This window comes from Stenotrophomonas sp. STEN020, assembly GCF_056760195.1.
This window is the reverse complement of sequence record NZ_JBRREI010000015.1, coordinates 69,638-91,582: the sequence shown is the minus strand read 5'-3', so window position 1 is coordinate 91,582 and position 21,945 is coordinate 69,638. Positions and strand designations below refer to the sequence as shown.

20 protein-coding genes, 1 tRNA gene and 1 pseudogene are annotated in these 21,945 nt (G+C 58.0%); 14 read left to right on the top strand and 8 right to left on the bottom strand.

Translation table 11 applies throughout. The annotated features are described in order from the left end of the window. Positions 1-121: 121 nt before the first annotated feature. The gene (ribA, locus tag ACVOLZ_RS08905; RefSeq protein ID WP_481515833.1) at positions 122-1,243 is read right to left on the bottom strand and encodes a GTP cyclohydrolase II RibA; all 1,122 of its coding nucleotides are present in this window, start codon (positions 1,241-1,243) and stop codon (positions 122-124) included. Between the two features lie 74 nt (positions 1,244-1,317). Then, positions 1,318-2,238, bottom strand: a complete 921-nt coding sequence (locus tag ACVOLZ_RS08900) for a lauroyl acyltransferase (protein ID WP_481515832.1) — start codon at positions 2,236-2,238, stop codon at positions 1,318-1,320. 63 nt (positions 2,239-2,301) lie between these two features. Between ACVOLZ_RS08900 and dtd the strand changes: the two genes are divergently transcribed. From dtd to ACVOLZ_RS08865, 7 genes are all read left to right on the top strand, one after another. Then, positions 2,302-2,742, top strand: coding sequence for a D-aminoacyl-tRNA deacylase (gene dtd / locus ACVOLZ_RS08895; protein ID WP_303747753.1), 441 nt, complete (start codon positions 2,302-2,304; stop codon positions 2,740-2,742). 93 nt (positions 2,743-2,835) lie between these two features. Continuing rightward, entirely contained in the window at positions 2,836-4,683 is a 1,848-nt protein-coding gene (gene rpoD, locus ACVOLZ_RS08890; RefSeq protein WP_481515831.1) for an RNA polymerase sigma factor RpoD, read from the top strand. Positions 4,684-4,914: 231 nt separating this feature from the next. Next, a tRNA-Ile gene (locus tag ACVOLZ_RS08885) sits at positions 4,915-4,990 on the top strand. Between the two features lie 177 nt (positions 4,991-5,167). Next, entirely contained in the window at positions 5,168-6,379 is a 1,212-nt protein-coding gene (locus ACVOLZ_RS08880) for a tyrosine-type recombinase/integrase (protein ID WP_481515830.1), read from the top strand. Between the two features lie 1,123 nt (positions 6,380-7,502). Further along, positions 7,503-7,643, top strand: coding sequence for a cupin domain-containing protein (locus ACVOLZ_RS08875; RefSeq protein ID WP_481515829.1), 141 nt, complete (start codon positions 7,503-7,505; stop codon positions 7,641-7,643). Beyond that, a complete protein-coding gene (locus ACVOLZ_RS08870) occupies positions 7,643-8,671 on the top strand; it encodes an MBL fold metallo-hydrolase (RefSeq protein WP_481515828.1) in 1,029 nt (342 codons plus the stop codon). The genes ACVOLZ_RS08875 and ACVOLZ_RS08870 overlap by 1 nt, the downstream gene beginning before the upstream one ends. Before the next feature lie 1,180 nt (positions 8,672-9,851). Then, positions 9,852-10,751, top strand: a complete 900-nt coding sequence (locus tag ACVOLZ_RS08865; protein ID WP_481515827.1) for a LysR family transcriptional regulator — start codon at positions 9,852-9,854, stop codon at positions 10,749-10,751. Between the two features lie 208 nt (positions 10,752-10,959). Here ACVOLZ_RS08865 and ACVOLZ_RS08860 read toward each other — a convergent pair whose 3' ends face one another. Together ACVOLZ_RS08860 and ACVOLZ_RS08855 are read right to left on the bottom strand one after the other, a co-directional pair. Beyond that, the gene (locus ACVOLZ_RS08860; protein ID WP_481515826.1) at positions 10,960-12,708 is read right to left on the bottom strand and encodes a glutamine--tRNA ligase/YqeY domain fusion protein; all 1,749 of its coding nucleotides are present in this window, start codon (positions 12,706-12,708) and stop codon (positions 10,960-10,962) included. Beyond that, entirely contained in the window at positions 12,705-13,934 is a 1,230-nt protein-coding gene (locus ACVOLZ_RS08855; protein ID WP_481515825.1) for a bifunctional alpha/beta hydrolase/OsmC family protein, read from the bottom strand. The genes ACVOLZ_RS08860 and ACVOLZ_RS08855 overlap by 4 nt, the downstream gene beginning before the upstream one ends. A gap of 762 nt (positions 13,935-14,696) precedes the next feature. Between ACVOLZ_RS08855 and ACVOLZ_RS08850 the strand changes: the two genes are divergently transcribed. The 7 genes from ACVOLZ_RS08850 to ACVOLZ_RS08820 all read left to right on the top strand — a co-directional run bounded on the left by ACVOLZ_RS08850 (position 14,697) and on the right by ACVOLZ_RS08820 (position 19,717). Then, entirely contained in the window at positions 14,697-15,572 is an 876-nt protein-coding gene (locus ACVOLZ_RS08850; RefSeq protein ID WP_180872682.1) for a LysR family transcriptional regulator, read from the top strand. A gap of 135 nt (positions 15,573-15,707) precedes the next feature. Continuing rightward, positions 15,708-16,151, top strand: coding sequence for a peptide-methionine (R)-S-oxide reductase MsrB (gene msrB / locus ACVOLZ_RS08845; RefSeq protein WP_180872681.1), 444 nt, complete (start codon positions 15,708-15,710; stop codon positions 16,149-16,151). A gap of 1 nt (position 16,152) precedes the next feature. Continuing rightward, complete coding sequence (msrA, locus tag ACVOLZ_RS08840) at positions 16,153-16,662, top strand: peptide-methionine (S)-S-oxide reductase MsrA (RefSeq protein ID WP_180872680.1); 510 nt, start codon at positions 16,153-16,155, stop codon at positions 16,660-16,662. A gap of 178 nt (positions 16,663-16,840) precedes the next feature. Then, positions 16,841-17,545 (top strand): glutathione S-transferase N-terminal domain-containing protein, encoded by a 705-nt coding sequence (locus tag ACVOLZ_RS08835; RefSeq protein ID WP_180872679.1) that lies wholly within the window; start codon positions 16,841-16,843, stop codon positions 17,543-17,545. Next, complete coding sequence (locus tag ACVOLZ_RS08830; RefSeq protein WP_180872678.1) at positions 17,542-18,510, top strand: magnesium and cobalt transport protein CorA; 969 nt, start codon at positions 17,542-17,544, stop codon at positions 18,508-18,510. The genes ACVOLZ_RS08835 and ACVOLZ_RS08830 overlap by 4 nt, the downstream gene beginning before the upstream one ends. 96 nt (positions 18,511-18,606) lie before the next feature. Then, positions 18,607-19,179 carry a hypothetical protein gene (locus ACVOLZ_RS08825; protein WP_180872677.1) on the top strand — a complete coding sequence of 191 codons (573 nt, stop codon included), beginning with the start codon at positions 18,607-18,609 and terminating at the stop codon, positions 19,177-19,179. 88 nt (positions 19,180-19,267) lie between these two features. Next, on the top strand, positions 19,268-19,717 hold the full coding sequence (locus ACVOLZ_RS08820) for a hypothetical protein (RefSeq protein ID WP_180872676.1): 450 nt from the start codon (positions 19,268-19,270) through the stop codon (positions 19,715-19,717). Positions 19,718-20,065: 348 nt separating this feature from the next. Here the strand turns inward: ACVOLZ_RS08820 and ACVOLZ_RS08815 are convergent, their stop codons facing one another. From ACVOLZ_RS08815 to ACVOLZ_RS08800, 4 genes and pseudogenes are all read right to left on the bottom strand, one after another. Further along, on the bottom strand, positions 20,066-20,566 hold the full coding sequence (locus ACVOLZ_RS08815; RefSeq protein WP_180872675.1) for a DM13 domain-containing protein: 501 nt from the start codon (positions 20,564-20,566) through the stop codon (positions 20,066-20,068). A gap of 3 nt (positions 20,567-20,569) precedes the next feature. Beyond that, entirely contained in the window at positions 20,570-21,040 is a 471-nt protein-coding gene (locus tag ACVOLZ_RS08810) for a TlpA family protein disulfide reductase (protein WP_180872674.1), read from the bottom strand. A 200-nt stretch (positions 21,041-21,240) separates the two neighbouring features. Next, on the bottom strand, positions 21,241-21,426 hold the full coding sequence (locus tag ACVOLZ_RS08805; RefSeq protein ID WP_180872684.1) for a DUF1330 domain-containing protein: 186 nt from the start codon (positions 21,424-21,426) through the stop codon (positions 21,241-21,243). A 12-nt stretch (positions 21,427-21,438) separates the two neighbouring features. Then, positions 21,439-21,540, bottom strand: a pseudogene (locus ACVOLZ_RS08800) (heme-binding protein); the annotation flags it as partial. Positions 21,541-21,945 lie beyond the last annotated feature (405 nt).

The following is a 21,945-nucleotide window of genomic DNA, read 5'->3' as shown; positions in this document are numbered from 1 at the left end:
GGGGGGGGCGGCCCGCCCCCCTAACGCCCCCGATCCCTGTGTCCGCGGGGCGCGGAATTTGGGGGGGGGTGTTCCTGGGGTGGCACGCGGCGGGCCCCCGCTCCTACAAAAACCCAGATGCCTACTGCGCCGCCATTATCAGCGCATCCACATCCAGATGATGGCCGGCGCGTGCGGCTTTGGTGCGCAGGTACTGCTCGTTCTCGTGGGTGATTTCGCCGGTCACCGGCACGCAGCCAACCACTTCGATGCCGGCCTTGCGCAGGTGCTGCACCTTGGTCGGGTTATTGGTCAGCAGCTGGATGCGTTGCACGCCCAGCGCGCGCAGCATGGCCACCGCGCTGCCATAGCGGCGCTCGTCGGCACCGAAGCCCAGTTGAGCATCGGCGTCGATGGTGTCCAGGCCTTCGTGCTGGTAGCCGTAGGCACGCATCTTGGCGGCGATGCCGGTGCCGCGGCCTTCCTGGTCCAGGTACAACAGGATGCCGCCGCCCAGCTCTTTGAGTGTGCGCAGACCGCGCCGCAGCTGGTCGCCGCAATCGCATTTGAGCGAGCCGAACAGATCCCCGGTGAGGCAGGACGAATGCACGCGCACCGGCACGATGCCGCCCATGTCCGGATTGCCGACGATCACCGCAACCTGGTCGCGCTGCGCCACGCCGCCACGGAATACTGCGAACTCGCTCATGCCGACATCACGCAGTGGTACTGGCGAGCGCGTTACCAGTTCGTAGTCCTGGCCGGCCTGGCCAGCACCTTCGTACAGGGCGGTGGTGTCCAGCTGCAGGCAATCATCAAACGGGCTGCTTGCAGCACCCAGTTCCACTGAAATCATGGCCGGCAAAAGCAAACCCAGTCGCGCCACTTCCACCGTCGCTGCATCCAGTGCATTGCCATTGGCTTGCGCGTCAGTCGGTGCGACTGCATCGCGCAGATAGGCCAGTGCAGGCAGTTCGGCAAACGCGCGATCAGCCAAAGGCAGATGGATGCCGTTGGCAGCGTTGATGCCCAGCGTCTGCGCGCGCGCTGCGCTCAGGAACAGGTAATGGCGACCTTGCGCGGCCTCGGCAAAGGCGGCGTAGCCTTCCGGCGAGCTGCTGTCCAGGGCAATGCTGGCCAGCCGTTGCTGGCCATCGCTGATCACCACCGGGCGGCCAGCCCGGAGTTCGGCGGCGGCGCGCTCGCAGCGGATGGCGGCGGTCTGGCCGAAGTAGGACTGGCTGGTGGAAGCGGGGCTGTTCATTTGAAACCTTATGGGGGCCGTTGGCAGTCGAATCAATCGAGCGGCACGGGTGACGCAGTGTTGCAGCAGCAGGTTCAGTGCGGGTGACGGGCAGTGGCGTAAGGGTCGTGCTCGCCGCTACCGGGTGGCCGTAGCGTGTAGCGCTTGTAGGTCCACTGGTACTGCGCAGGGTCGCGGCGCGCGATGCGCTCGATGCCGGCATTGAGGGTAGCGACGGCCAGTTGCAGATCCGGGTCGGCGATCTGGGCCTCGGCCGGTTCGATATGCAGGGCGAAGTCCAGGTTGGGCCCGGTGCGCTCGCACCAGCCGTACAGCAGGGTGGCACCGGTGCGCTCGGCCAGGCGGTTGACCAGGGTCATTGTCAGCGCCTGGATGCCGAAGAACGGCACGAACACACCGTCGCCATTCTTGGGCTGCTGGTCGGGCAGGATGCCAGTGGCACCGCCTTCCTTGAGTACCTTGAACAGCTGGCGCACGGCTGGGCCTTCGGCGCGGACCTGGCGCACGTTGTCGCCGCCGCGGCACAGCTGCAGGAATTCATCGCCGACCGGATTCTCCGGCGGCGCGTAAACAATTGCGATCGGTCCGCGCGAGGCCAACCACTGGTTCAGCAGCTCCCAGTTGCCGTAGTGCGGGGCAATGACGATCACACCCTTGCCCGAGGCTAACGCGGTGTCGTAGAGCTCTTGACCGTGGCGTTCACGCAGGTGCTTGGACAGGTTCTCGGCCGGATCGTGGGTCCACAGGTACAGGGTTTCCAGTGCCTGACGGGCGGTGGTGCGCAGCACCTCGCGGTGCAGGCGCGCGCGCTGGGCGGGGTCCAGTTCCGGGTAGACCAACTCCAGGTTGCGGCGGGTCACCCGGCTTTCGCGGGCATTGATGCAGCGCCAGAGCCAGGCCACCGTGTCGGCCAGGGTCCGCTGCCAGGACCAGGGCAGGTGGGTCAGGGCACGGGCGAGGCGGTAATAGAGCTTGGCGGTGGATTGCGGTTTCATTCCTCCAAGTTTAGCCGCTGGCGCCCGGTGCTATGGTGCCCGGCCCTATAGCAGGAGCTGCCAATGCTTTGCCTGATCCAACGTGTCACCCAGGCCTCGGTCACTGTTGATGATGCCGTGGTCGGGCAGATCGGCCCGGGCCTGCTGGCCTTGGTCGGGGTGGAGCCGGGTGACGATGAGGCGATGCTGTCGCGGATGGCGGACCGGCTGCTCGGTTACCGGGTTTTCGCCGACGATGCCGGCAAGATGAACCGTTCCTTGCGCGATACCGGTGGCGGGCTGCTGCTGGTCAGCCAGTTCACCCTGGCTGCCGATACCCGTTCAGGCATGCGCCCCAGCTTCACCAGTGCGGCACCGCCGGCCGAGGCTGAACGGCTTTTCAACCGATTGGTGGCTATCTGCCGTGAAAAACACAGCTCAGGGGTGGAAATTGGCCGCTTTGGTGCCCATATGGTTGTCAGCCTGATCAACGATGGGCCCGTAACCTTTCTGCTCAGACCGTAGCGCGCCGCGAACCCACCGCCCCGGCAAGCGCTATGCTGCGCTGGTATAATGCTAGGTTCCCATCTTCACAATCGCCGGTGGCGCGAGCATTACATGGCCAACGAACGTCCTGCCCAGCAAAACGACATCAAGCTTCTGATCAGCAAGGGCCTGGAACAGGGCTACCTGACCTACGCCGAAGTTAACGATCATCTGCCCGACGACATGGTCGATCCGGAGCAGATCGAAGACATCATCGGCCTGATCACCGGCATGGGCATCGATGTCCACGAAGTTGCCCCCGACGCCGACACGCTGATGCTCAGCGACGGCAACACCGGCAACCGTGAAGTCGATGATACCGCCGCTGAAGAAGCTGCTGCCGCACTTACCGCACTCGACACCGAAGGTGGCCGCACCACCGACCCGGTGCGCATGTACATGCGCGAAATGGGTACGGTCGAGCTGCTGACCCGCGAAGGCGAAATCGCCATCGCCAAGCGCATCGAAGAAGGTCTGGGCCAGGTGCAGGCTGCACTGGGCACCTTCCCGCTGGCCGTTGAGTCGGTGCTGGCCGATTACGAACTGCACAAGGAAGGCAAGAAGCGCCTGGCCGAAGTGATCGTCGGCTTCAACGACCTGGTCGAGGAAGCACCGGCTCCGGCCGTTGCCGAAGACACCAGCGACGACGCTGATGCTGACGGCGACGAAGAAGACGACGGCGACGACGTCGAGGAAGAAGCCGGCCCGACCGGTCCGGATCCGGTGGAAGTGGCTGCCCGCATGGAGCAGCTGGCCAGCGATCTTGCCAAGTTCAAGAAGGCACACGCCAAGGGCGACACCAAGGCTCAGGCCAAGCTGCGCGAAGAAATCTCGGCCACCTTCGTGACCCTGAAGCTGCCGCTGCCGCTGACCGACGTGCTGGTTCGCCTGCTGCGCGACACCATGGCCCAGGTCAAGTCGCAGGAGCGCCGTGTGCTGCACCTGGCCACCATCACTGCCCGCATGCCGCGTAAGGATTTCATCCGCTCGTGGGAAGGCAACCAGACGAATCTGGAGTGGGTGGAAGACGCGATCAAGCGTAAGCAGAAGTGGTCGTCGGCCCTGCGTGACGTCAAGGACCAGATCGTGTCCGAGCAGCAGGCCACCATCGACCTGGAAAAGAACACCCAGCTGAGCCTGGACGAGCTGAAGGAAATCAGCCGCGTCATGGCCTACGGCGAAGCCAAGGCGCGCAAGGCCAAGAAGGAAATGGTCGAGGCCAACCTGCGTCTGGTCATCTCCATTGCCAAGAAGTACACCAACCGCGGCCTGCAGTTCCTGGATCTGATCCAGGAGGGCAACATCGGCCTGATGAAGGCCGTCGACAAGTTCGAATACCGTCGCGGTTACAAGTTCTCGACCTATGCCACCTGGTGGATCCGCCAGGCGATCACCCGTTCGATCGCCGACCAGGCCCGCACCATCCGTATCCCGGTGCACATGATCGAGACGATCAACAAGTTGAACCGCATTTCCCGCCAGATGCTCCAGCAGTACGGCCGCGAGGCCACGCCGGAGGAGCTGGCCAAGGAAATGGACATGCCGGAAGACAAGATCCGCAAGGTGATGAAGATCGCCAAGGAGCCGATCTCGATGGAAACCCCGATCGGCGACGACGAGGATTCGCATCTGGGCGACTTCATCGAGGACACCAACGTGGAGTCCCCGATCGAGAACACCACCAACATCAACTTGTCGGAAACCGTGCGTGACGTGCTGGCTGGCCTCACCCCGAGGGAAGCCAAGGTGCTGCGCATGCGCTTCGGCATCGACATGAACACCGATCACACGCTGGAAGAAGTGGGCAAGCAGTTCGACGTGACCCGCGAGCGTATCCGTCAGATCGAGGCCAAGGCGCTGCGCAAGCTGCGTCACCCGAGCCGTTCGGAGCAGCTGCGCAGCTTCCTCGACATCGAGTGAGTGGTGGCTTGCAAGTGATTGCTGGCGCGTAAGTGCCGGAATGAAAAACCCCGCCTTGGCGGGGTTTTTCTTTGGGTGGGTGGCGGCGCATTGGGCGGGAATCACCGCAAGGACCTGGCCAATACTGCAGCCATGCGCGGGCGTTGCGCTTTGCGCAACAGGCGCACATCAAAAGCAGACACATGGAAGTAGTCGCGCGCAGCGCGCTCCACTACACTGTGTCGTCGCTACGGGCCTATAGCTCAACGGTTAGAGCAGAGGACTCATAATCCTTTGGTTCCAGGTTCGAATCCTGGTGGGCCCACCAAAATGAAGTCCGAGGCTGTCCAGCAAAGTCCAGGCAGCACATAAAAACCCCGCATATTGCGGGGTTTTTTGTCCGTACCAGTCCAGACGATTCCACTTGAATCCAGCAAATAAGTGAGTCAGGCTGTGAGTCACCAGGTGACACCCAGTTGCTCTGACTCACAAATGGTTGACTCACATGCTGACCGACACCAAGTTGCGCTCGTTGAAGCTCCGCGATAGTGCCTATCGCGTCGCTGATACGAATGGCCTGTGCATTGAGATTCGTCCAACGGGCGCCAAGGTGTGGCGGTATCGCTACCGTTACGCAGGCAAGGCTAGCATCGTCACCATGGCGGAATACCCGGCAATGGCGCTGAGTGAGGCGCGGGCGGAGCGGGACAAACTGCGCGCCCTAGTGAAGGGTGGCGCCAACCCGGCGCAGGTCGCGCGAATCGACCGCGCTGCGATCGTCGAGAGATCTGAAACCACCTTCTCTGCGATCGCCTCTGAGCTCTTGGCGAAGCGGGCGAAGGAGGGTTTGAGTCCTGGATCAGTCAAGCGTGAACGTCGCCTCTTCGAGAAGGACTTGGCGAGCATCGGGGACATGCCGGTCACGGACATAACTGCGCCAGTGTTGCTGGCCGCGTTGCGCAAGCTGGAGCGGCGCGGGGTTGTTGAAACAGCGCACCGCGCGCGGTCGCTGGCTGGACGCGTATTTCGCTATGCCATCGCAACCGGGCGAGCTAAGGGCAATCCTGCCGATAACTTGGCTGGCGCACTGGAGCAGCCTCAGACCAAGCACTTCGCAAGCGTGACTGAGCCCGAGAAGATCGCAGAACTAATGTGCGCGCTGTATGCCTATCGGGGCTCCGAAGTAACGCAGGCAGCGTTGAAGCTCGCCCCCATGCTATTTGCTCGTCCCGGCGAGCTTCGTCATGCTAAGTGGGTGGATATCGACCTGGAGACTGCGGAATGGCGCTATACAGCTAGCAAGACCGGCATTCCGCACATCGTGCCATTGCCAAGGCAGGCCATAGATATCTTGCGGGATCTACATCCCCTAACTAAACGAAGTGAATATGTATTTCCCGGAGTGCGTAGCGCCTCGCGTCCCATGAGTGAGAACACCGTCAACGCGGCTTTGCGAAACCTAGGATTCGACGGGGATACGATCGTCGGCCATGGTTTTAGAGCTATGGCTCGTACCGTGCTGGATGAGGTTCTTGGCTTCAGGCCAGACTATATCGAGCACCAACTTGCGCACGCAGTGCGTGATCCCCTTGGTCGGGCCTACAACCGCACTGCCCACTTGTCGGAGCGTCGGAAAATGATGCAGGCATGGGCCGACTATTTGAATGAACTAAGGCTTGGCGCTAGGGTCGTGTCAATGTGCCGCAAAGCGAGTTAAATGCAGGCCACATGTGGAGGTGAGACCTTTTCCTTGATAACCGGGGTATGGGTGCTCTCTAATTTGGGGGATTAGCCAGTATCTGCGCGAATTTCCGCTACCGAAGAAAGAGTGTTGCCCCCAAAGTTGCCCCCGCCGGAGGTCTTTCAGTGGTTGGGCTTGCCTCTTCAGTATTCGTCCCACTTCAACTGAGGCATAAGTGCGCGGCAGTTTTATTGGCCGTTTGTGCCAACAGTTAGTCCTAGGCAAGCCATAGGAGGGCGGCGCATGACCGGATGAATCCGGAATTCGCGCATGCACCGCCCATGGACCCTTGTCCGGCGAGCCAGCAATTTTGCGTTCGATCGGAGAGTCACCGTCGACTTGATCGGAGGCCTGAACCTTGGCTTGCCTGGGCAGTGTTTTGATGCGGAGTCCGGTCTCTGGCAGAACGGTAATCGGCAATACGATAGTAGGTGGGGCGGTGCTTTCCGGTGGTGGACTTTCGGAGGTGGCCCAGGCCAAAAGCACACTTGATGCGCTTTAGGCTCGGTGCCCACCGATGTCCCCGAGCATGCCAAGGTGTTCGCGACTATGTCGAATGATCAGTTGATCCCAATGCCTGATCGAGGCCGCAGTCGGAGGCAATGGACGAAGTGGTAATTCTGATTGAAACGGGAGAGCCGTTTGCCGCTGGCTCTTCTTTGGCAGCTCAGGATTATCCCTGTGCGCACATAGATATATGCCGGAAACGGGGGAAAAGGCAGGCGTTGTATCTGGCAGGATTGGCATGCGCGACTTACAACAGTGGCATGCCACCTCGGCAGCGCTCGCGCTCAATCCACTAACGACGAGGAGAGTGAAGTGCGAAATAAGACCTGCAAGTCTGCTTTAGTCATGGCGGCGTGCGTTGCCGCAGCTGGGGCAGCATCCCAAGAGAAGGATCCTAGCGGGATCGAAGGGATCAAGTAGACCGAGCTTCAAAAGGTCGTGCTTGCGATGCGCCGGGAAAGCATGAGATCTTAGGTATTGCCAACATTGTTACGGACGCTACAGCAGATCTCCATCTTCACCAAGACTACGAAGTTGGCTATTTGCTTGACGGCGAGTTCCTCCTCAAACGCGTGGAGAGCCTGATCGAACGTTGCGTGCCGGCGAAAGCTTCAAGATCGCACCGAAAACACCCCATGCGGCTACCAATACCGGCATTCCTATGAAGCTGCTCGTCACCTACATTGTGGACACCAACAAGCCGTTGGCCGAATTGCCGAACGGAGTGCTCTAATGTCGCAATTAGGTCAACAAATTAACCGCCAGGTATATGAGATGAAAATGTTTCCCCACTTGAACAATATGTTCGTGTCCCTGGCCATCTTGGCCGCTTTGGCTGCAATTGACATCGCTAAAGCAGATACCAAGCGAGAGGTGACCACCACAGCTGCAAGTGTCCCTGCTCAGGTTCCTGGCGTATACCGCTTCAATGTAGGAGCTATGCGGGTCAGCGCTTTGAGCGATGGCACCTTGCCGTTGGACCTGCATCAGATCCTGCGTGGCATTACTCCGGAGCAGATGGACTCGCTGCTTGCCGAGAGCTTTGCAAAAAATCCACTTGAAACCTCGATCAATGCCTACGTGATCGAGTCTGGAGGTCAGGTAATTTTGGTGGATACGGGCGCCGGGGAGCTTTTCGGCCCGGTGGGCGGGAAGCTACCGGCGAGTCTGGCGGCGGCGGGCTACAAGCCGGAACAGATCACGGATATCTTGATCACTCACATCCATACCGACCATTCCGGTGGGCTTGTCCGTGCCGGGCGCATGGTTTTTCCCAACGCAACAGTGCATGTGGCGAAGGCGGACGTCGACTTCTTTCTGGACAAAGGCAAGCTCCAAGATGAGTCGATCGGAAAATTCATAAAAGAGGCCTTGGGGACAGTGGGTGTTTACCTGAGCGCTGGCAAGGTCAAGACGTTCAGCGGCCGCACTGAGATCCTGCCGGGTATAACGGCGATCCCCACGCCAGGGCACACTCCCGGACACAGCTTCTATCTGGCCAAGAGTGGCGGAGAGAGTATCGAATTCTGGGGCGACATCATGCATGTGGGCCAAGTGCAATTTGCCAAACCAGTAGTGACAATCACTTTCGATGTCGATCAGGACGCGGCGCGCGCGCAGCGTATTAAGCAGTTTGGCCAAGCCACTGACGAGCGGCAATTAGTTGCAGTGGATCATCTGCCCTTCCCTGGAGTAGGACATCTCCGCCGCAATGGTGATGGCTACGATTGGGTGCCGGCAGAGTATAAGAATCGCGACTAACCCCGCTCGGTCAAATGGCCGTGGTGCGAGCCAGGGCGAAGAATTTGTTTCGTGGAAAGACGCCGTAAGCCTACTGATTCAGCGTCGTGGCAGCTATTTGGAAATGTAGAGCCGACGCAGATTATGACCTGTTTTTGCTAAACGATAGTGCGCTACAACTGGTAACGACATCGCCCAGGCGGCCGACTACCGGCAGCGTGCATTGTGCCGGGACCTCATCACCTAAGAAGTTGAACAGCAGAAGAAGCAGGCCGCATGACGGAGCCGAGTCTTTCCCGCCGCCTTCTAGTTTAGATTGTGGTTCACACCTCGTTGCCGCGAACAATTCCGCGCTGTCGCAACTCTGCATCGATGGGGCAGTTTGGGCACCCCTCATAGCAGCACAGCCGGCACACTCGATAAGAGTGTTCGAGGCTCTCAAGCCGTGCGCGTAAGACGCGCGCCGATATGTCGCCCAAGAATCTCACTTCCTCATGGGTTAGAGCTGCAAGTGCCTCCGCGATTACCCGATCCCTTGAGTTCAAGACATCGACGCTGACCGTTTTGCCGGCCTCTGTCAGGAAAAGGGAGCGAGTGCGTCCGTCAGAGGAGTGGTCACGGCGCTCGATCAAGCCCTCCGTGGCCAAGCGATCAACAAGTCAGACCGTACCTGCATGAGAGAGGCCTACTCCCACGGAGAGCATTCTTATTGATAGACCCGGCATGTGCGCTAGCAGTGCCAAAGCGGAAGCGGTAGGGCCTGCCTGCGGTGCCTGCGATGAGCTGGCTTGGATAATCTCATCGCTCACCATCAGCGCGAAGGCCCCAAAGACATTGCGATTCTGGATTTCATTCATGGGCGCTATGTATATGTGAATGGCGCATAGATCGCAAGGCACGGTCATGCTCATGCGGCATTATCTTTGGTGCGCCATGTATCCCCTAAAAGCCCCAACAACCTTGTGGGCGGGTGCAAGCGCGGAATTCAACCCGTCGGATAGGGTTAGCACTGCAATGTCTATGAGCTATGAAAGATCGACCTCTGCGTGATGGCATATGCGCGGAGCATATATATCGCTGACGATAGCTACCGTTAATGAACTGGCGCCCGACTAACCGTTTATATTCGCTATCCATAGCCGATACACCGTCTCGGAAGCATTTGATAGGAATCCGGCCAACCCGCTAGGAGGTATCGCTGATGGAAATGCAGCAGGTCCGGTATTTCATCGCTCTAGCGAAGACGCTCAATTTCACGCGCGCTGCCGAGCAATGCAAGGTGAGCCAGCCGGCTTTGACCAGGGCGATCCAGCAACTCGAGCGCGAGCTTGGCGGTCCGCTGTTTCACCGCGAGCGCAGCAACACACATATGTCCGAGCTTGGACAAATGATGCTCCCCTACCTGGAAAGCGTCGAGACGTCGGCCCAGGCGGCAATGCAAGCAGCCAAGTCTTCGAAGAAGCTTGAGAACGTCACAATGACGTTAGGTGCGATGTGCACGATTGGCCCGCAACTTGTCGCCGATCTGATCGTGCGCTTCCAGGCGGACAACCCTGAGGTCGAGTTAAGTGTTATTGACGGCGAGGCCCGAGCGATGATCGAGCAACTCGAAAAGGGCGACCTGCACATCAGTCTGGTTGGCGTGCCGGAAGAGCTTCCCGAACAGTTCCATCAGGTGCCGATCTTCAACGAGAAGTTCGTCATCGTACTGCCCCCTGAGCACCCGTGGGTGCAGAAGAAAGCAATCCGCGTCGAAGAACTGGACGGACAGCCCTATGTCGGGCGAACCAATTGCGAGGTCTTTCAGACGGTGACCGACGATTTCGCTCGCCGCGGCGTGACTATCAAGAAGGTCTTCAGCTCGCCGCGCGACGACTGGGTACAGAAGATGATCAAGGCCGGGTTGGGGTTCGGGTTCTTCCCCGAAAACTGTGTCACGGACTCAGACCTGATCGTCCGCCCCCTGATCGAGCCGGAGTATTCGCGGACGATCTACCTCGCCACCGTGCGCGGGCGGCCGCACTCACCGGCGATTGGCGCCTTCGTGAAAGCCGCGCGTCGCCATTGGCCGGTTTCGGAGCTCTTCGCTTCGCAAGATTGAGCGCAAGGTTCCAGCGAAGCTCAGTTGGCTTCCGCCGCCGCGCACGAATACGGCGGAAACTGACTGGTGCAGTTTGATTCCGTGATGCGCTCAAGCATGTCAGCGAGACTTGTGTTTGAACACCAAATGCGACCTGGACTGGACTGTCTGGAAGTCGATCGATGGTGGACCAAGATGGCAGTGTCAGGCGTAGCTACGCGCAGATCATTCAAGAACCGGACTTGCCTGCCCAGGTGTCGCGCAGGGTGACGGTACGGTTGAACACCGGCTTGCCGGACGCGTGGGCGTTGCGATCAGCGACAAAGAAGCCAAGCCGTTCGAACTGCAACTGAGTTTCTTGAGCCACAAAAGCTGCAGAACGTTCAACAAAGCCGGAAGCGTTTTGAATTGACAGCGGGTTTAGAAAATCTCGATAAGTCATGCCGCCGTCTTCATTGTCCGGATCCGGAACCGAGAAAAGCCGGTCGTAAAGTCGGAATTCTGCCGGCACCGCATGTTTTGCACTGACCCAATGTATCGTTCCCTTAACTTTGCGCTTGGAGCCGGGCATTCCGGGGCGCGAGTCTGGATCCAGGGTGCAGCGCAGTTCTTGGACTGCGCCGTTTATCGTCACAATGTCGTGGCACTTGATAAGTCCTACCCCGCGTAATCGAACTTCCTTATCTCGCGCCAATCGATGGAATCCGGGCGTCGGAACCTCTGCGAAATCTTCTTTCTCAATCCATATCTCCGGCGAGAACAGAACTGATCGCTCACCAAACGCGGCATCTTTAGGATGATTTGGGAACGTGACAAGGCTCTCGTGACGCTCATCGAGATTCGTGATGATCAATTTCAGAGGATCAAGCACAGCGAACTTTCTGGCGCAGGTAGAGTCCATGATGTCGCGGATGCAGCCTTCTAGCACCGAATAATCGAGCAGTGAATTCTGCTTGCTGATGCCAACGCGGTCGGCGAACAACTGAAGCGCCGCCGGCGGGCAGCCGCGGCGGCGCAGGCCCTGCAGGGTCGGCAAGCGAGGGTCGTCCCAGCCCGACACCAGGCCCTCTCCAACTAGTGCCAGCAGCTTGCGCTTGCTCGTGAGGGTGTAGTTGATGTTCAGGCGCGAGGATTCGATCTGCCGCGGTTTCGCCACCGGCGCGACTAGGCCGGCGTCCAGAACCGACTGATAAAGCGCCGGGTGCCGCAATAGGTCCACGTGGTCAACGAACCAGTCGTATAGCGGTCGGTGGTCCTCAAACTCGAGTGTGCACAGCGAATGCGTGATGCCTTCCAGCGCATCGCTCAGGCAGTGCGCGTAGTCATACATCGGGTATATCGGCCAGGCGTTGCCGGTGTTCTGGTGCTCGACGTGCTTGATCCGGTAGATGGCCGGGTCGCGCAAGTTGATGTTGCCGCTGGCCATGTCAATCTTCGCGCGCAGGGTGCGGGCGCCGTCGGGGAACTCGCCGGCGCGCATTCGCGTGAACAGATCGAGGTTCTCGGCGACGGTGCGATCGCGGAAGGGCGAATTGCGGCCCGGTTCGGTCAGCGTGCCGCGGTATTGACGCACCTGCTCCGCATCCAGGTCGCACACATAGGCCTTGCCGTCTTCCACCAGCTTGAGCGCGCTGCGGTAGAACACCTCGAAGTAGTCCGACGCATGCCGCAGCTCTGTCCACTGGAAGCCCAGCCAGCGCACGTCGTCCTTGATAGCCTCGACGTATTCCTGGTCTTCTTTCGCGGGATTGGTGTCGTCGAAACGTAGAATTACCGGCCCGCCGAATTCGCGACCGATGCCGAAGTTGAGATAAATCGATTTGGCGTGGCCGATGTGCAGGTAGCCGTTGGGCTCTGGCGGGAATCGCGTGCGCACGATGGCATGCCGGCCCGTCGCCAGGTCCTCGCGGATGATCTGCCGGATGAAGTCGTTCTTTTCCGGCAGGCTGGGCTCAGTGGGATGGGGCGTGGAGGTCATGCGGTTGATGGAGTGGGGGCATCCCCTTGAGAGTTGCTTGAGAGTTCTGTCTGAACGTCCGACCCTCGCACAAGGGTCAGGTCCACGGGACAGCGATCAGCGATTTCCAGGATTTTAGCTCGCTGATCCTCATCCAAAGGCCCATCAAGCACAATGGTGCGAGTAAACCTGTCGGAAGGCATCATGCCCGCCACCTTCTTATGCTCAACAGTCGTACTAGCCCGCTCGAGCGGGAAGCCTTTACGGTTCGCATAAAGGCGCATTGTCATCACTGTGCAGGCGGCAAGGCCCGCGGACACCAGTTCGTAAGGGGACAGTCCGCTTCCCAGGCCGCCGACCGAAGCTGGTTCGTCCGCGAGCAATGTGTGGTCACCGCTACGAACGGCGAGCTGAAACTTTCCTGCAAGGGTTTCCGTGGCGATCACTCCCTTGGCGACCTCAACTTGTGGAAGATCAACCGAGAGCGTTGGCAGAAAACGAGTAGCCCATGCGGCAACCATGGCAGCGGCGTAATTCGCGTCGGAAGTGTCGGTGAGGAAGTGATCAGCCTTGTCGAGAGAAATGAAGCTCTTCGGATGACTTGACGCGACGAATATGCGTGACGCGTGGTCAATACCAACGACCTGATCCAGTGGTGAATGCATTATCAGCATCGGGCGGCGCAGGGAGGCAATGGACTTTTCGATGTCGATTTTTTCGATTGCGTCTATGAAACTGCGGCGGATGTGAAAGGGACGACCGGCTATCTCTACTGTGGCCTCGCCATCGCGGGCAACCGCGCCGAGCTCACCGGGTTGCACGTGGCTCAGGATATGTTGGAGGTCGGCTGGTGCGCCGATCGTGGCCACTGCAGCAATGCTTGGCATCTCTGCGGCGGCCGCAATAGCTGCTGTGCCGCCCAAGCTATGCCCGACGAGGAGAGAAGGCGTCATACCTGCCTCAGTCATTGCGACAGCGGCTGCTCGAAGGTCTTCGATGTCTGAGGCAAAGCTAATGGCGCCGTCAGTCCTGTCGTCACTCCCGATCCCCGCAAAATCGAACCTTAGAACGCCAATCCCCGCACGCGACAATGCGCGGGACACGTGAACAGCAGTGCGGCTTTCTTTTCCGCAGGTGAAGCAGTGGGCGAAAATCGCCCATCCGCGAGGTGTCGTTTCTGGAGTCTCAAGCCATCCGGAAAGTTGGTCGCCGTTTGCGCGATTAAAAATGAATGTTGAACGAGCCATTTGTGTCGTCTTCTCCTGCGAAAGTGGCCACATAGTCAATTGGAAAGTCTATTCACGACGGCAAACGGCTGATGAAGTGGCTCGCCTAAAAAAGAGCGCTGAGGTCTTCACACTGCGCGCGCAAATAAATTGGCTGAAGTTCGCACCACACCACTAGTGTCATGTAGCTAGAGAGGTTGACCTCTGACGAACTTAGAGAATAAGCCGTTGAACCTCCTTATGCCGCAAGCGCGCGTGACAGATGCTTCATGTTGATAAAGACCTTCCTGGTTTCAAGTAGTCACTGCCTTATTTTTTCACTATGAAGCTCGCTACGAAGGATTTCCAATAGCTGTGAAACATGACTTCGATGTCTTCGAAGATTGGAAGGCATTCGGAAGTGACGTCTTGTCGCGCCTTAATGAGATGAGCAGAACGCCCCAACGCTTGCCAAAGAACCCTTTCATGCTTTCCAGGAAGCGTGCAGGGCGAAAAGAACCCTCCCAAGACTGACGTCAGGTTCGCCTGTAGCAAGTGATGGGACGGGCTGGCTGGTCTTTGTCCGCCACAGCAAATTTCCATTCCCTTTCGCAACCGGCAAACGCTTCGGAGCAGAACCCGCAAATATGTGCGTAGCACACACAAATCGTCCTGGATCGGGGATTATGTGCGCGGCGCACACACACGGCCCAAATGAGGTATTATGTGCACCGCGCATATATACGGATGCTGGTATGTCTCCGATTACCCGTCAGGACGCCTCGGCACTAGAGCAGAAGGGCTATGGAACTTAGTCAAATCACCTACTTCATCAACTTGGCCGAAACCCTCAATTTCACGACTGCGGCGAAACTGAGTGGGGTTTCTCAGCCTAGTCTGACGCGGGCGATACTCCGATTGGAGGATGAGCTCGGCGGCCCGCTGATTTACAGAAAGGGGAAACACAGCCGTCTTTCTGGCTTGGGAGAGCACGTTGAACTGGAGTTCCGACGGATGCTAGTGGCGTTGGAGAGCGTGCGATTCCACTCGGACAATTGGGCGCAAGGTAAACATCAAGTTATAGATGTCGCGGTTGCGCCGACCCTCGGGGCAAAACCCTTCGCCGCGTTCTTTGTCAGTGCGCTGGATCAGCTTCCATCGATGGAGTTCAAGTTGCATGCACTCAAATTGAAAGAGGACATCGCGAGTGTGCTCTCGGGGAGGTGTCACGCATGCATCTTTCCGCAGAGTTCTAACCCTGATCCGCAGTTGGAGGTCGTGCCCCTGTTTCGCGAGCGTTTCGTGATGGCCTGCGCAGCCGACCACCCATTAGCTGCATTTGGCGCCGTACGTGTCGAAGATTTGGTGGAGTATCCATTAATTGATTGGTTGAGCTGCGAGTACAGAGTGCAGATCCAGGAGTTCTTCGCGCGACGAGATGTGGTGATGCGGCCTCGCTTGCGGATAGATAGAGAAGACTGGATTCAGCACATCGTGGGGCAGGGCAGGGCAGTCTGCGTTCTACCGGAGCGGTCCGTCGGAGCTCCTGGCCTGGTCACTCGGCAGATCGAAGGCCTCACATTGGAACGTGAGATCGTCATGGCGGTGGCCTCTGGTACCACTACGCCTGTTGAGCTGAGTCAGATCGCCCAGTTCGCGTCGAAGTACAAATGGCAATGAGTGGTCATCAAACTGCACAGACGGTATGGCATCCATGCCCGCAAGGTATTGGATTAATCCTACTGTCACTGTGATAGTGGATCTATAGGAAAGCGTAGTCGAGAAAGGATCGTTCCCCAAAGTTTGGAGCCCAATATGAAGTACACAAAGTCACAAGAAGCAATCGACCGCCTGACCCCCGATCAACGCCGGATCACCCAAGAAGCCGGCACCGAGAGGCCGTTCACGGGCGAGTATAACGACAACAAAAAGGTGGGCATCTACGTTGACGTTGTCTCGGGGGAGCCACTGTTCGCTTCCACGGACAAGTTCGATTCCAGAACGGGTTGGCCTAGCTTTACCAAGCCGATCGTACCGGCACACATCAACGAGGTGCGGGACAATACACATGGCGCAGTCAGGACGGAGGTCAGGTCGGTACATGGCGACAGCCATCTGGGCCATGTCTTTCCTGACGGCCCGAGCGACCGAGGAGGTCTGCGCTACTGCATCAATTCAGCGGCTCTGCGCTTCATCCCGCGCGATGAGATGGATGCCGCAGGATACGGCGATTATCTCGAACAAATAAAGGAGGGTTAACATGCATCAGCGTGCAGTTCTAGCAGGCGGATGTTTCTGGGGTATGCAGGATTTGATCCGCAAACGGCCGGGGGTCATCTCGACCCGCGTCGGCTATACAGGTGGCGACGTCCTAAACGCCACCTATCGCAATCACGGCACGCATGCTGAAGGAATCGAAATCACTTTCGATACTGAACAGACGAGCTACCGGAATATCCTGGAGTATTTCTTCCAGATCCACGATCCCACCACAAAGGATCGACAGGGAAATGATCGGGGGCTCTCTTACCGCTCTGGCATCTACTATGTCGATGAAGACCAGAAGCGAGTAGCCGAAGACACGATTGCCGACGTAGATGCATCCGGGCTTTGGAGTGGCAAGGTTGTGACGGAAGTAGCACCCGTGGGCGATTTTTGGGAAGCCGAACCGGAGCACCAGGATTACCTCGAAAAGCGGCCGGGCGGCTACACCTGCCATTTCCCGCGGCCTGACTGGGTGCTTCCCAAGCGACAAAAAACTGGTGATTGATAGCCGACGGACGTTTCAGTAGCTTAGTAGGTAAGCCGCGTGCAGGTACTACGCTGCTCCGGCTCACAATGCACGGGACCGCATCGCTCAGTGATGCGGTCACCGACTCGGACTGATTGGTCCAGAGCGGCACTGTTCACCAGCCCGCAGCCATCCCCGCACTAGAGATTGTAGAAGCATGCATGACCTGTCCTCCTTTCCGATCACTCGGCGCTGGCCGGCATTTCACCCTGACCGCCTGCAGCTCTTCGCGGCACCAACGCCAAATGGTGTCAAAGTCGCCATCATGCTGGAGGAGATCGGCCTGGCGTATGAGCCGCACTTCATCGACATTTCGAAGAATGAGTCCAAAGACCCCGCTTTCCTATCGTTGAATCCGAACGGCCGTATCCCGGCAATCATTGATCCCCATGGGCCCGGCGACCAGCCGATAGGCATGTGGGAATCTGGTGCGATCCTTATCTATCTGGCGGACAAGACCGGCCAGCTCATTTCGAGTGCACCCGCCCAACGTTACGAAACTCTCAGCTGGGTGTTCTTCCAGATGTCGGCCGTCGGGCCGATGTTCGGTCAGCTCGGCTTTTTCCTGAGATGGGGCGGTAAGGACTATGAGGACAAGCGGCCTCGACAGCGTTATATCGATGAATCCAAGCGTATCCTGGAGATCCTTGACCGCCGACTGGAAGGCCGCGAATGGATCGTCGACAATTACTCGATCGCAGATATAGCCACCCTCGGTTGGGTAAACGCACTCAGTGAATCGTACGCCGCTGGCGACATCCTTGGCCTCAGCAATTATTCGAACATTCAAACATGGCTCGGACGCGGGTTGGCCCGACCTGCGGTGCAGCGTGGCCTACAGATTCCTGCGAGGCCGGTATGAGCATCATCGCTGCTTGCTATTACAACGAAGGTAAGCGAATTCGGGACGTCGCGATCGACGAGCGTGTCCAGCTGGGTAACAGTCGCTCAGACTTCTGCTGGATCGCCCTTCACGATCCCAGCGCGGAGGAACTTGACTCGATCCAAGCGACGTATCAGCTTCATCCACTGGCAATCGATAATGCAATGCACCCGCTATGCCCTCCCAAGCTCGAGGTCTACAACGACGAGCTATACATCGTCGCCCAGACCGCAGAACTAGTAGACGACCGAATCCGCTACGGCAAGATGGCCATTTTCACCGGCCACAACCATCTCATCACCGTACGGCACGGCAACGCCGGAGCGCTAGGCAACCTTCGGGAGCAACTCGAGGCTTCACCGGCGTTCCTGGGAAAGGGTGTCGATTACGTGCTGCACGCGATCTTGCACCGGATCGTGGATCAATATTTGCCCATCTTTGAAATGATCGAGGATGACGTTCTGGCGATGGAGCGGCGCTCGTTAGGGAGCTTTCTCGGACGAGATGATGTCGCCCGCATCTTCGGACTGAGAGGCGAACTTACGCGATTCCAGCGCACGCTCGGAGCCATGGCTGAATTGGTCAGAAAGCTCGTTCGTGGGCATTTTCCCTGCATCGGCCCCGAAGTGAGACCGTACTTCAACGATGTCGCCGACCACGTTGATCGCGTGCAGTCCATGGTCAATGGCCTCCTCCAAGTCCTGTCATCGGTCTTTGAGTTCAACAGTCTCCTCGAGGCGCAAAGGATAGGTGTGGTCACCCGCCAACTCGCGGGTTGGGCGGCAATACTGGCAGTGCCGGCGGCCATTGCTGGGATATACGGCATGAACTTTAAGAACTTGCCAGGACTGAATACAGCCTATGGAGTGTTCGTCGTGCTCGGGCTGATGGCGATATCTTGCATTTTTCTGTTCGTGCGGTTCAAGAAGTCTAAGTGGCTGTGAATACGGCGCCGAACATTATTTAGCCGTCATACGACGGGTCCCAAGCGCGCCCTATGCCAGAGCGTGTCCAATTCAATCCGGCAAAGGTGCAGCGTCATGACATCAGAGTTGACCGACGTTCTAGTAGCAGTGCAATCATTTGTCGCAAAGGGCTACGACCGTGAATATCGCGTTAAGGACAACAGTTTTGTCGATCTCGAACTGGGATCGACCCTTGACCCGTGCGCCGTGCGCGTCGACGCGGCATTGCGCCTGGAAAGCGGAGATGATGCTGAAGACGCCTCCAACATCTACGCGATTACCGATACAGCGACCGGGCATAAGGGTCTGTTGATCGACGCATTCGACGTGTTCGACGACATTTGCCACCATGACATTCCCGATCGGCTTGAAGTGCATCGAGAAATAGCGCAAGTGGATGATCAGGGTGTGCAGAGCAAGCACGGACTGCGTAAAGTCTTCAAGAACGACTTTGACCGCGATCCCGAGCGTTATGTTCTTCGGGAGGGATTTCCGGATTTCCCGCCATGTCCTTTCGGAGGAGTTTTCAGCATCCTTGGCTTCGATACCGCCGAGCAGTCTTATGTTTGGCTGGTCACGAGCATCCTCCGGGATTCCCGACTGATCAGGGCCCCATACCAGGGAGATGACGTCAGCAGCGATGAATAGCGGTGTCGGCGGGCCTGAGGTCCGCTCCCGAGGTGGTCATGGACTGAGTTGCCGTCCATTTTAATTATCGAAACAAAACGAGGTGACTATGGATTGGAATAAAGACCACATTCGCGAAACCATGCTTTCGCTGGAGACTTCAGCCTTGCATAGCGCTCGCGGCACTTATCTTGCTTATGTCTCCACTGCTCGGCTTGATCGAAGCGAACCGATCGAGAACGACGAGCACGCTCAGGCCGAAATCGCGAGCGACTTGGCTGAAGCGCTTGATGACACGCTCCATGACTATGACGATAAGCTCGAAAAGCTCGAGATGATCGATTTCGGCCCTAAGTCGGCAGTCAGCGAAGGCGCTGTCGTCAAGCTGTCCGGGCGCTACTTTGTGATTGCAGTGTCAACGAGCAAGTTCAGCTGTCGAGGGCGTGAGCTCATGGGCATTTCCACGATGGCGCCGATCTTCAAAGCGATCGAAGGTGCCCGAGCGGGGGATACCGTGACGTTCAACGGCAAGAACGTCACTGTAGAAGAAGTCTCATAGGGCGCTTTAACCTCATTTGCCGCGTGGTAGCGAGCGCTCTGCGTCTCTTCATACGCTCGTATCAGCATATCGAAAGATACCGCGATAATCGGCGTTGCTTTAACAGGGGTAGCCTTGGGCTCGATTGGGTGCCTCGGCTGCCTGCGTGCGATAGTCAGCATTGCCAGAACGGTGATCAACGCGGTCGCGCGCTGGATAGCCGTCTGCTCCGACGACAGTCATCGCAATTCCAAATATATGGGGTTCGGCGTGTGTCCCGATCCAGTTGAGCACAAAGGGGCGGTGTGTTGCATTGCAGCTGCCGGCCGGAAGATCGTGGTTTGCGACGGTGCGGAAATCTGACGGCTTTTACGGGCTAGCTTGTTTCGGATACTTTCGCGAGGTTTGATATTCTGCCGCGCTGATGAACTGGCCGAATGCCTCGCACCAGATGACCACGGCGTTGTAGTCGCGAACATCGATTCCGGCAGGCACCTCCACAATGAAGCCGTTGAACGTCTTAATGTCGCCCACACGGAGCGATTTTTCCTTGATTTGGAGAAAGGCTTCCTCCGAGACGACGAAACGTGGGGCAAGGTAGAGCTTGTAGTCTGGGCCAGGGGCGAGACGCCCAATGTGCGCGATGCGACTGCGCGATACCTGAAGTTCCCCTTCGCCCCAATGAAGCAGATCGCTGCCTTTTAGATCGCGCACCAGGCGTCCTGCGTAGAGTGTTTCTGCAGCGACATTCTGAAGTGCAGCTGTACCCGGTGATCGAGGCGCAGTTAGGATCGGCAGCGTATAGACCCCGACCGCAAAACCTACGGCAAGCGTCGTGAGGTGGGTGGCAGTCAGGATAATCCAACGCATTTGTTATGCCCGCGCCAGTTCCTTCAGGAGCCGCTCTGCATCGAGATGGAAATCCGATAGAACGATTCGGCCGCCAGCGTCGATAACAGTGAACCAAGGTGTTCCTCGTGTGCCGTAGTCTTCCATGAACGTGGGGAGCGTTGTGCCGGCTAGCGGAACGTCATGACCAAAAGCGACAGGAAGCTCATACTCAAGCTGGTTTAGTCGCAACTTATCGAACGTGTTCTCATGTGCTCCTTCGAAGACGGTCTGAATCACTGCGAAACCCACGCTTTTATTGCTCAATGCACGATGCAAGGTTAGTAGCGTCGGAAACCCATGCACATGGCAGCCACGGCACCAGTGCTGGAAGGCGAACAAAATCTTCATGCCCCCGCCGACATCTGTTAGTTTGAGTGGCGCTATGATTTCTCCGTCCTTTCCAATCCATTTCTGCACCCGTAACTCGGGGGCCTGTCTTTCGTCGACGCTCATCTAATCCTCCAATTCCTGTAGAGAAGCCAGGTAAATCATCTCGCCTCAAGATGGAGCGCGAAGGTCCGGCCTGATTTGCGACCTGTATCCGAGCGCCTTGATTAACGCTGCTGCTGATATCAGCAAGTCACCACCGCCCTCGACAATAAAGCGCGGTAGCTGGAACCGGCAAAGCGATGGTTTGGTAGGCACGGCTGTCATTACCAATCACGCGCGACCTGCACCGAAGGAAACCGCAATATTACCGCTCCGTCGACGGGTGGCCCCTTCAAAAGTTCCATCTCACCAGAAGCGGCGAGAAAGGTTACGTCGTGGCCATTGAATGGCGGGCCATCGCCTGCGATGGGCAGAGCGTAGTTGGCCGGTAGCTGGAAAGCGATTTTCATGAGTGCCTCCGCGCACGCATCTTGATCCTGTTGATAGGCGCCTCCGGAAATGCCGATTCCGCCGATTAACTTCCCGTCTTCTAGGAGAGGATAGCCGCCACCGACATCTACCATTCGGGACGAGAGATGTATCCAATACTTAGATCGATCGGATCGACAGATCTTCAAGTTGAATCGGTGCTCCAGCATTCGCGTGACGGACTATGAAGAGGCGCGCCTGGCGTGTCCAATAGCGTGACAGCATAATGTCCATACCTTGGTCGCGTTCAGAATTGACGGGCGATCCGCGCTCAGGTGCTGTCCTTGAATACTCGCGGGCGATCATGGCCGCGATTCCACCCCCGGGTTGAGCAAGCGACATCATTCGCTGATTCCGCTGAGGGGTATGCGCCTGCAGCGCCGGTGCAAAGCTATCAAAGCCATAGCGGGAGGGTATTGGGAAGTCATACTGACCTGACGTTATAGTCACATACAAATGACAGCCCGTAACGAGCAAGGCCGTTGCTGGTCCGGACTGAA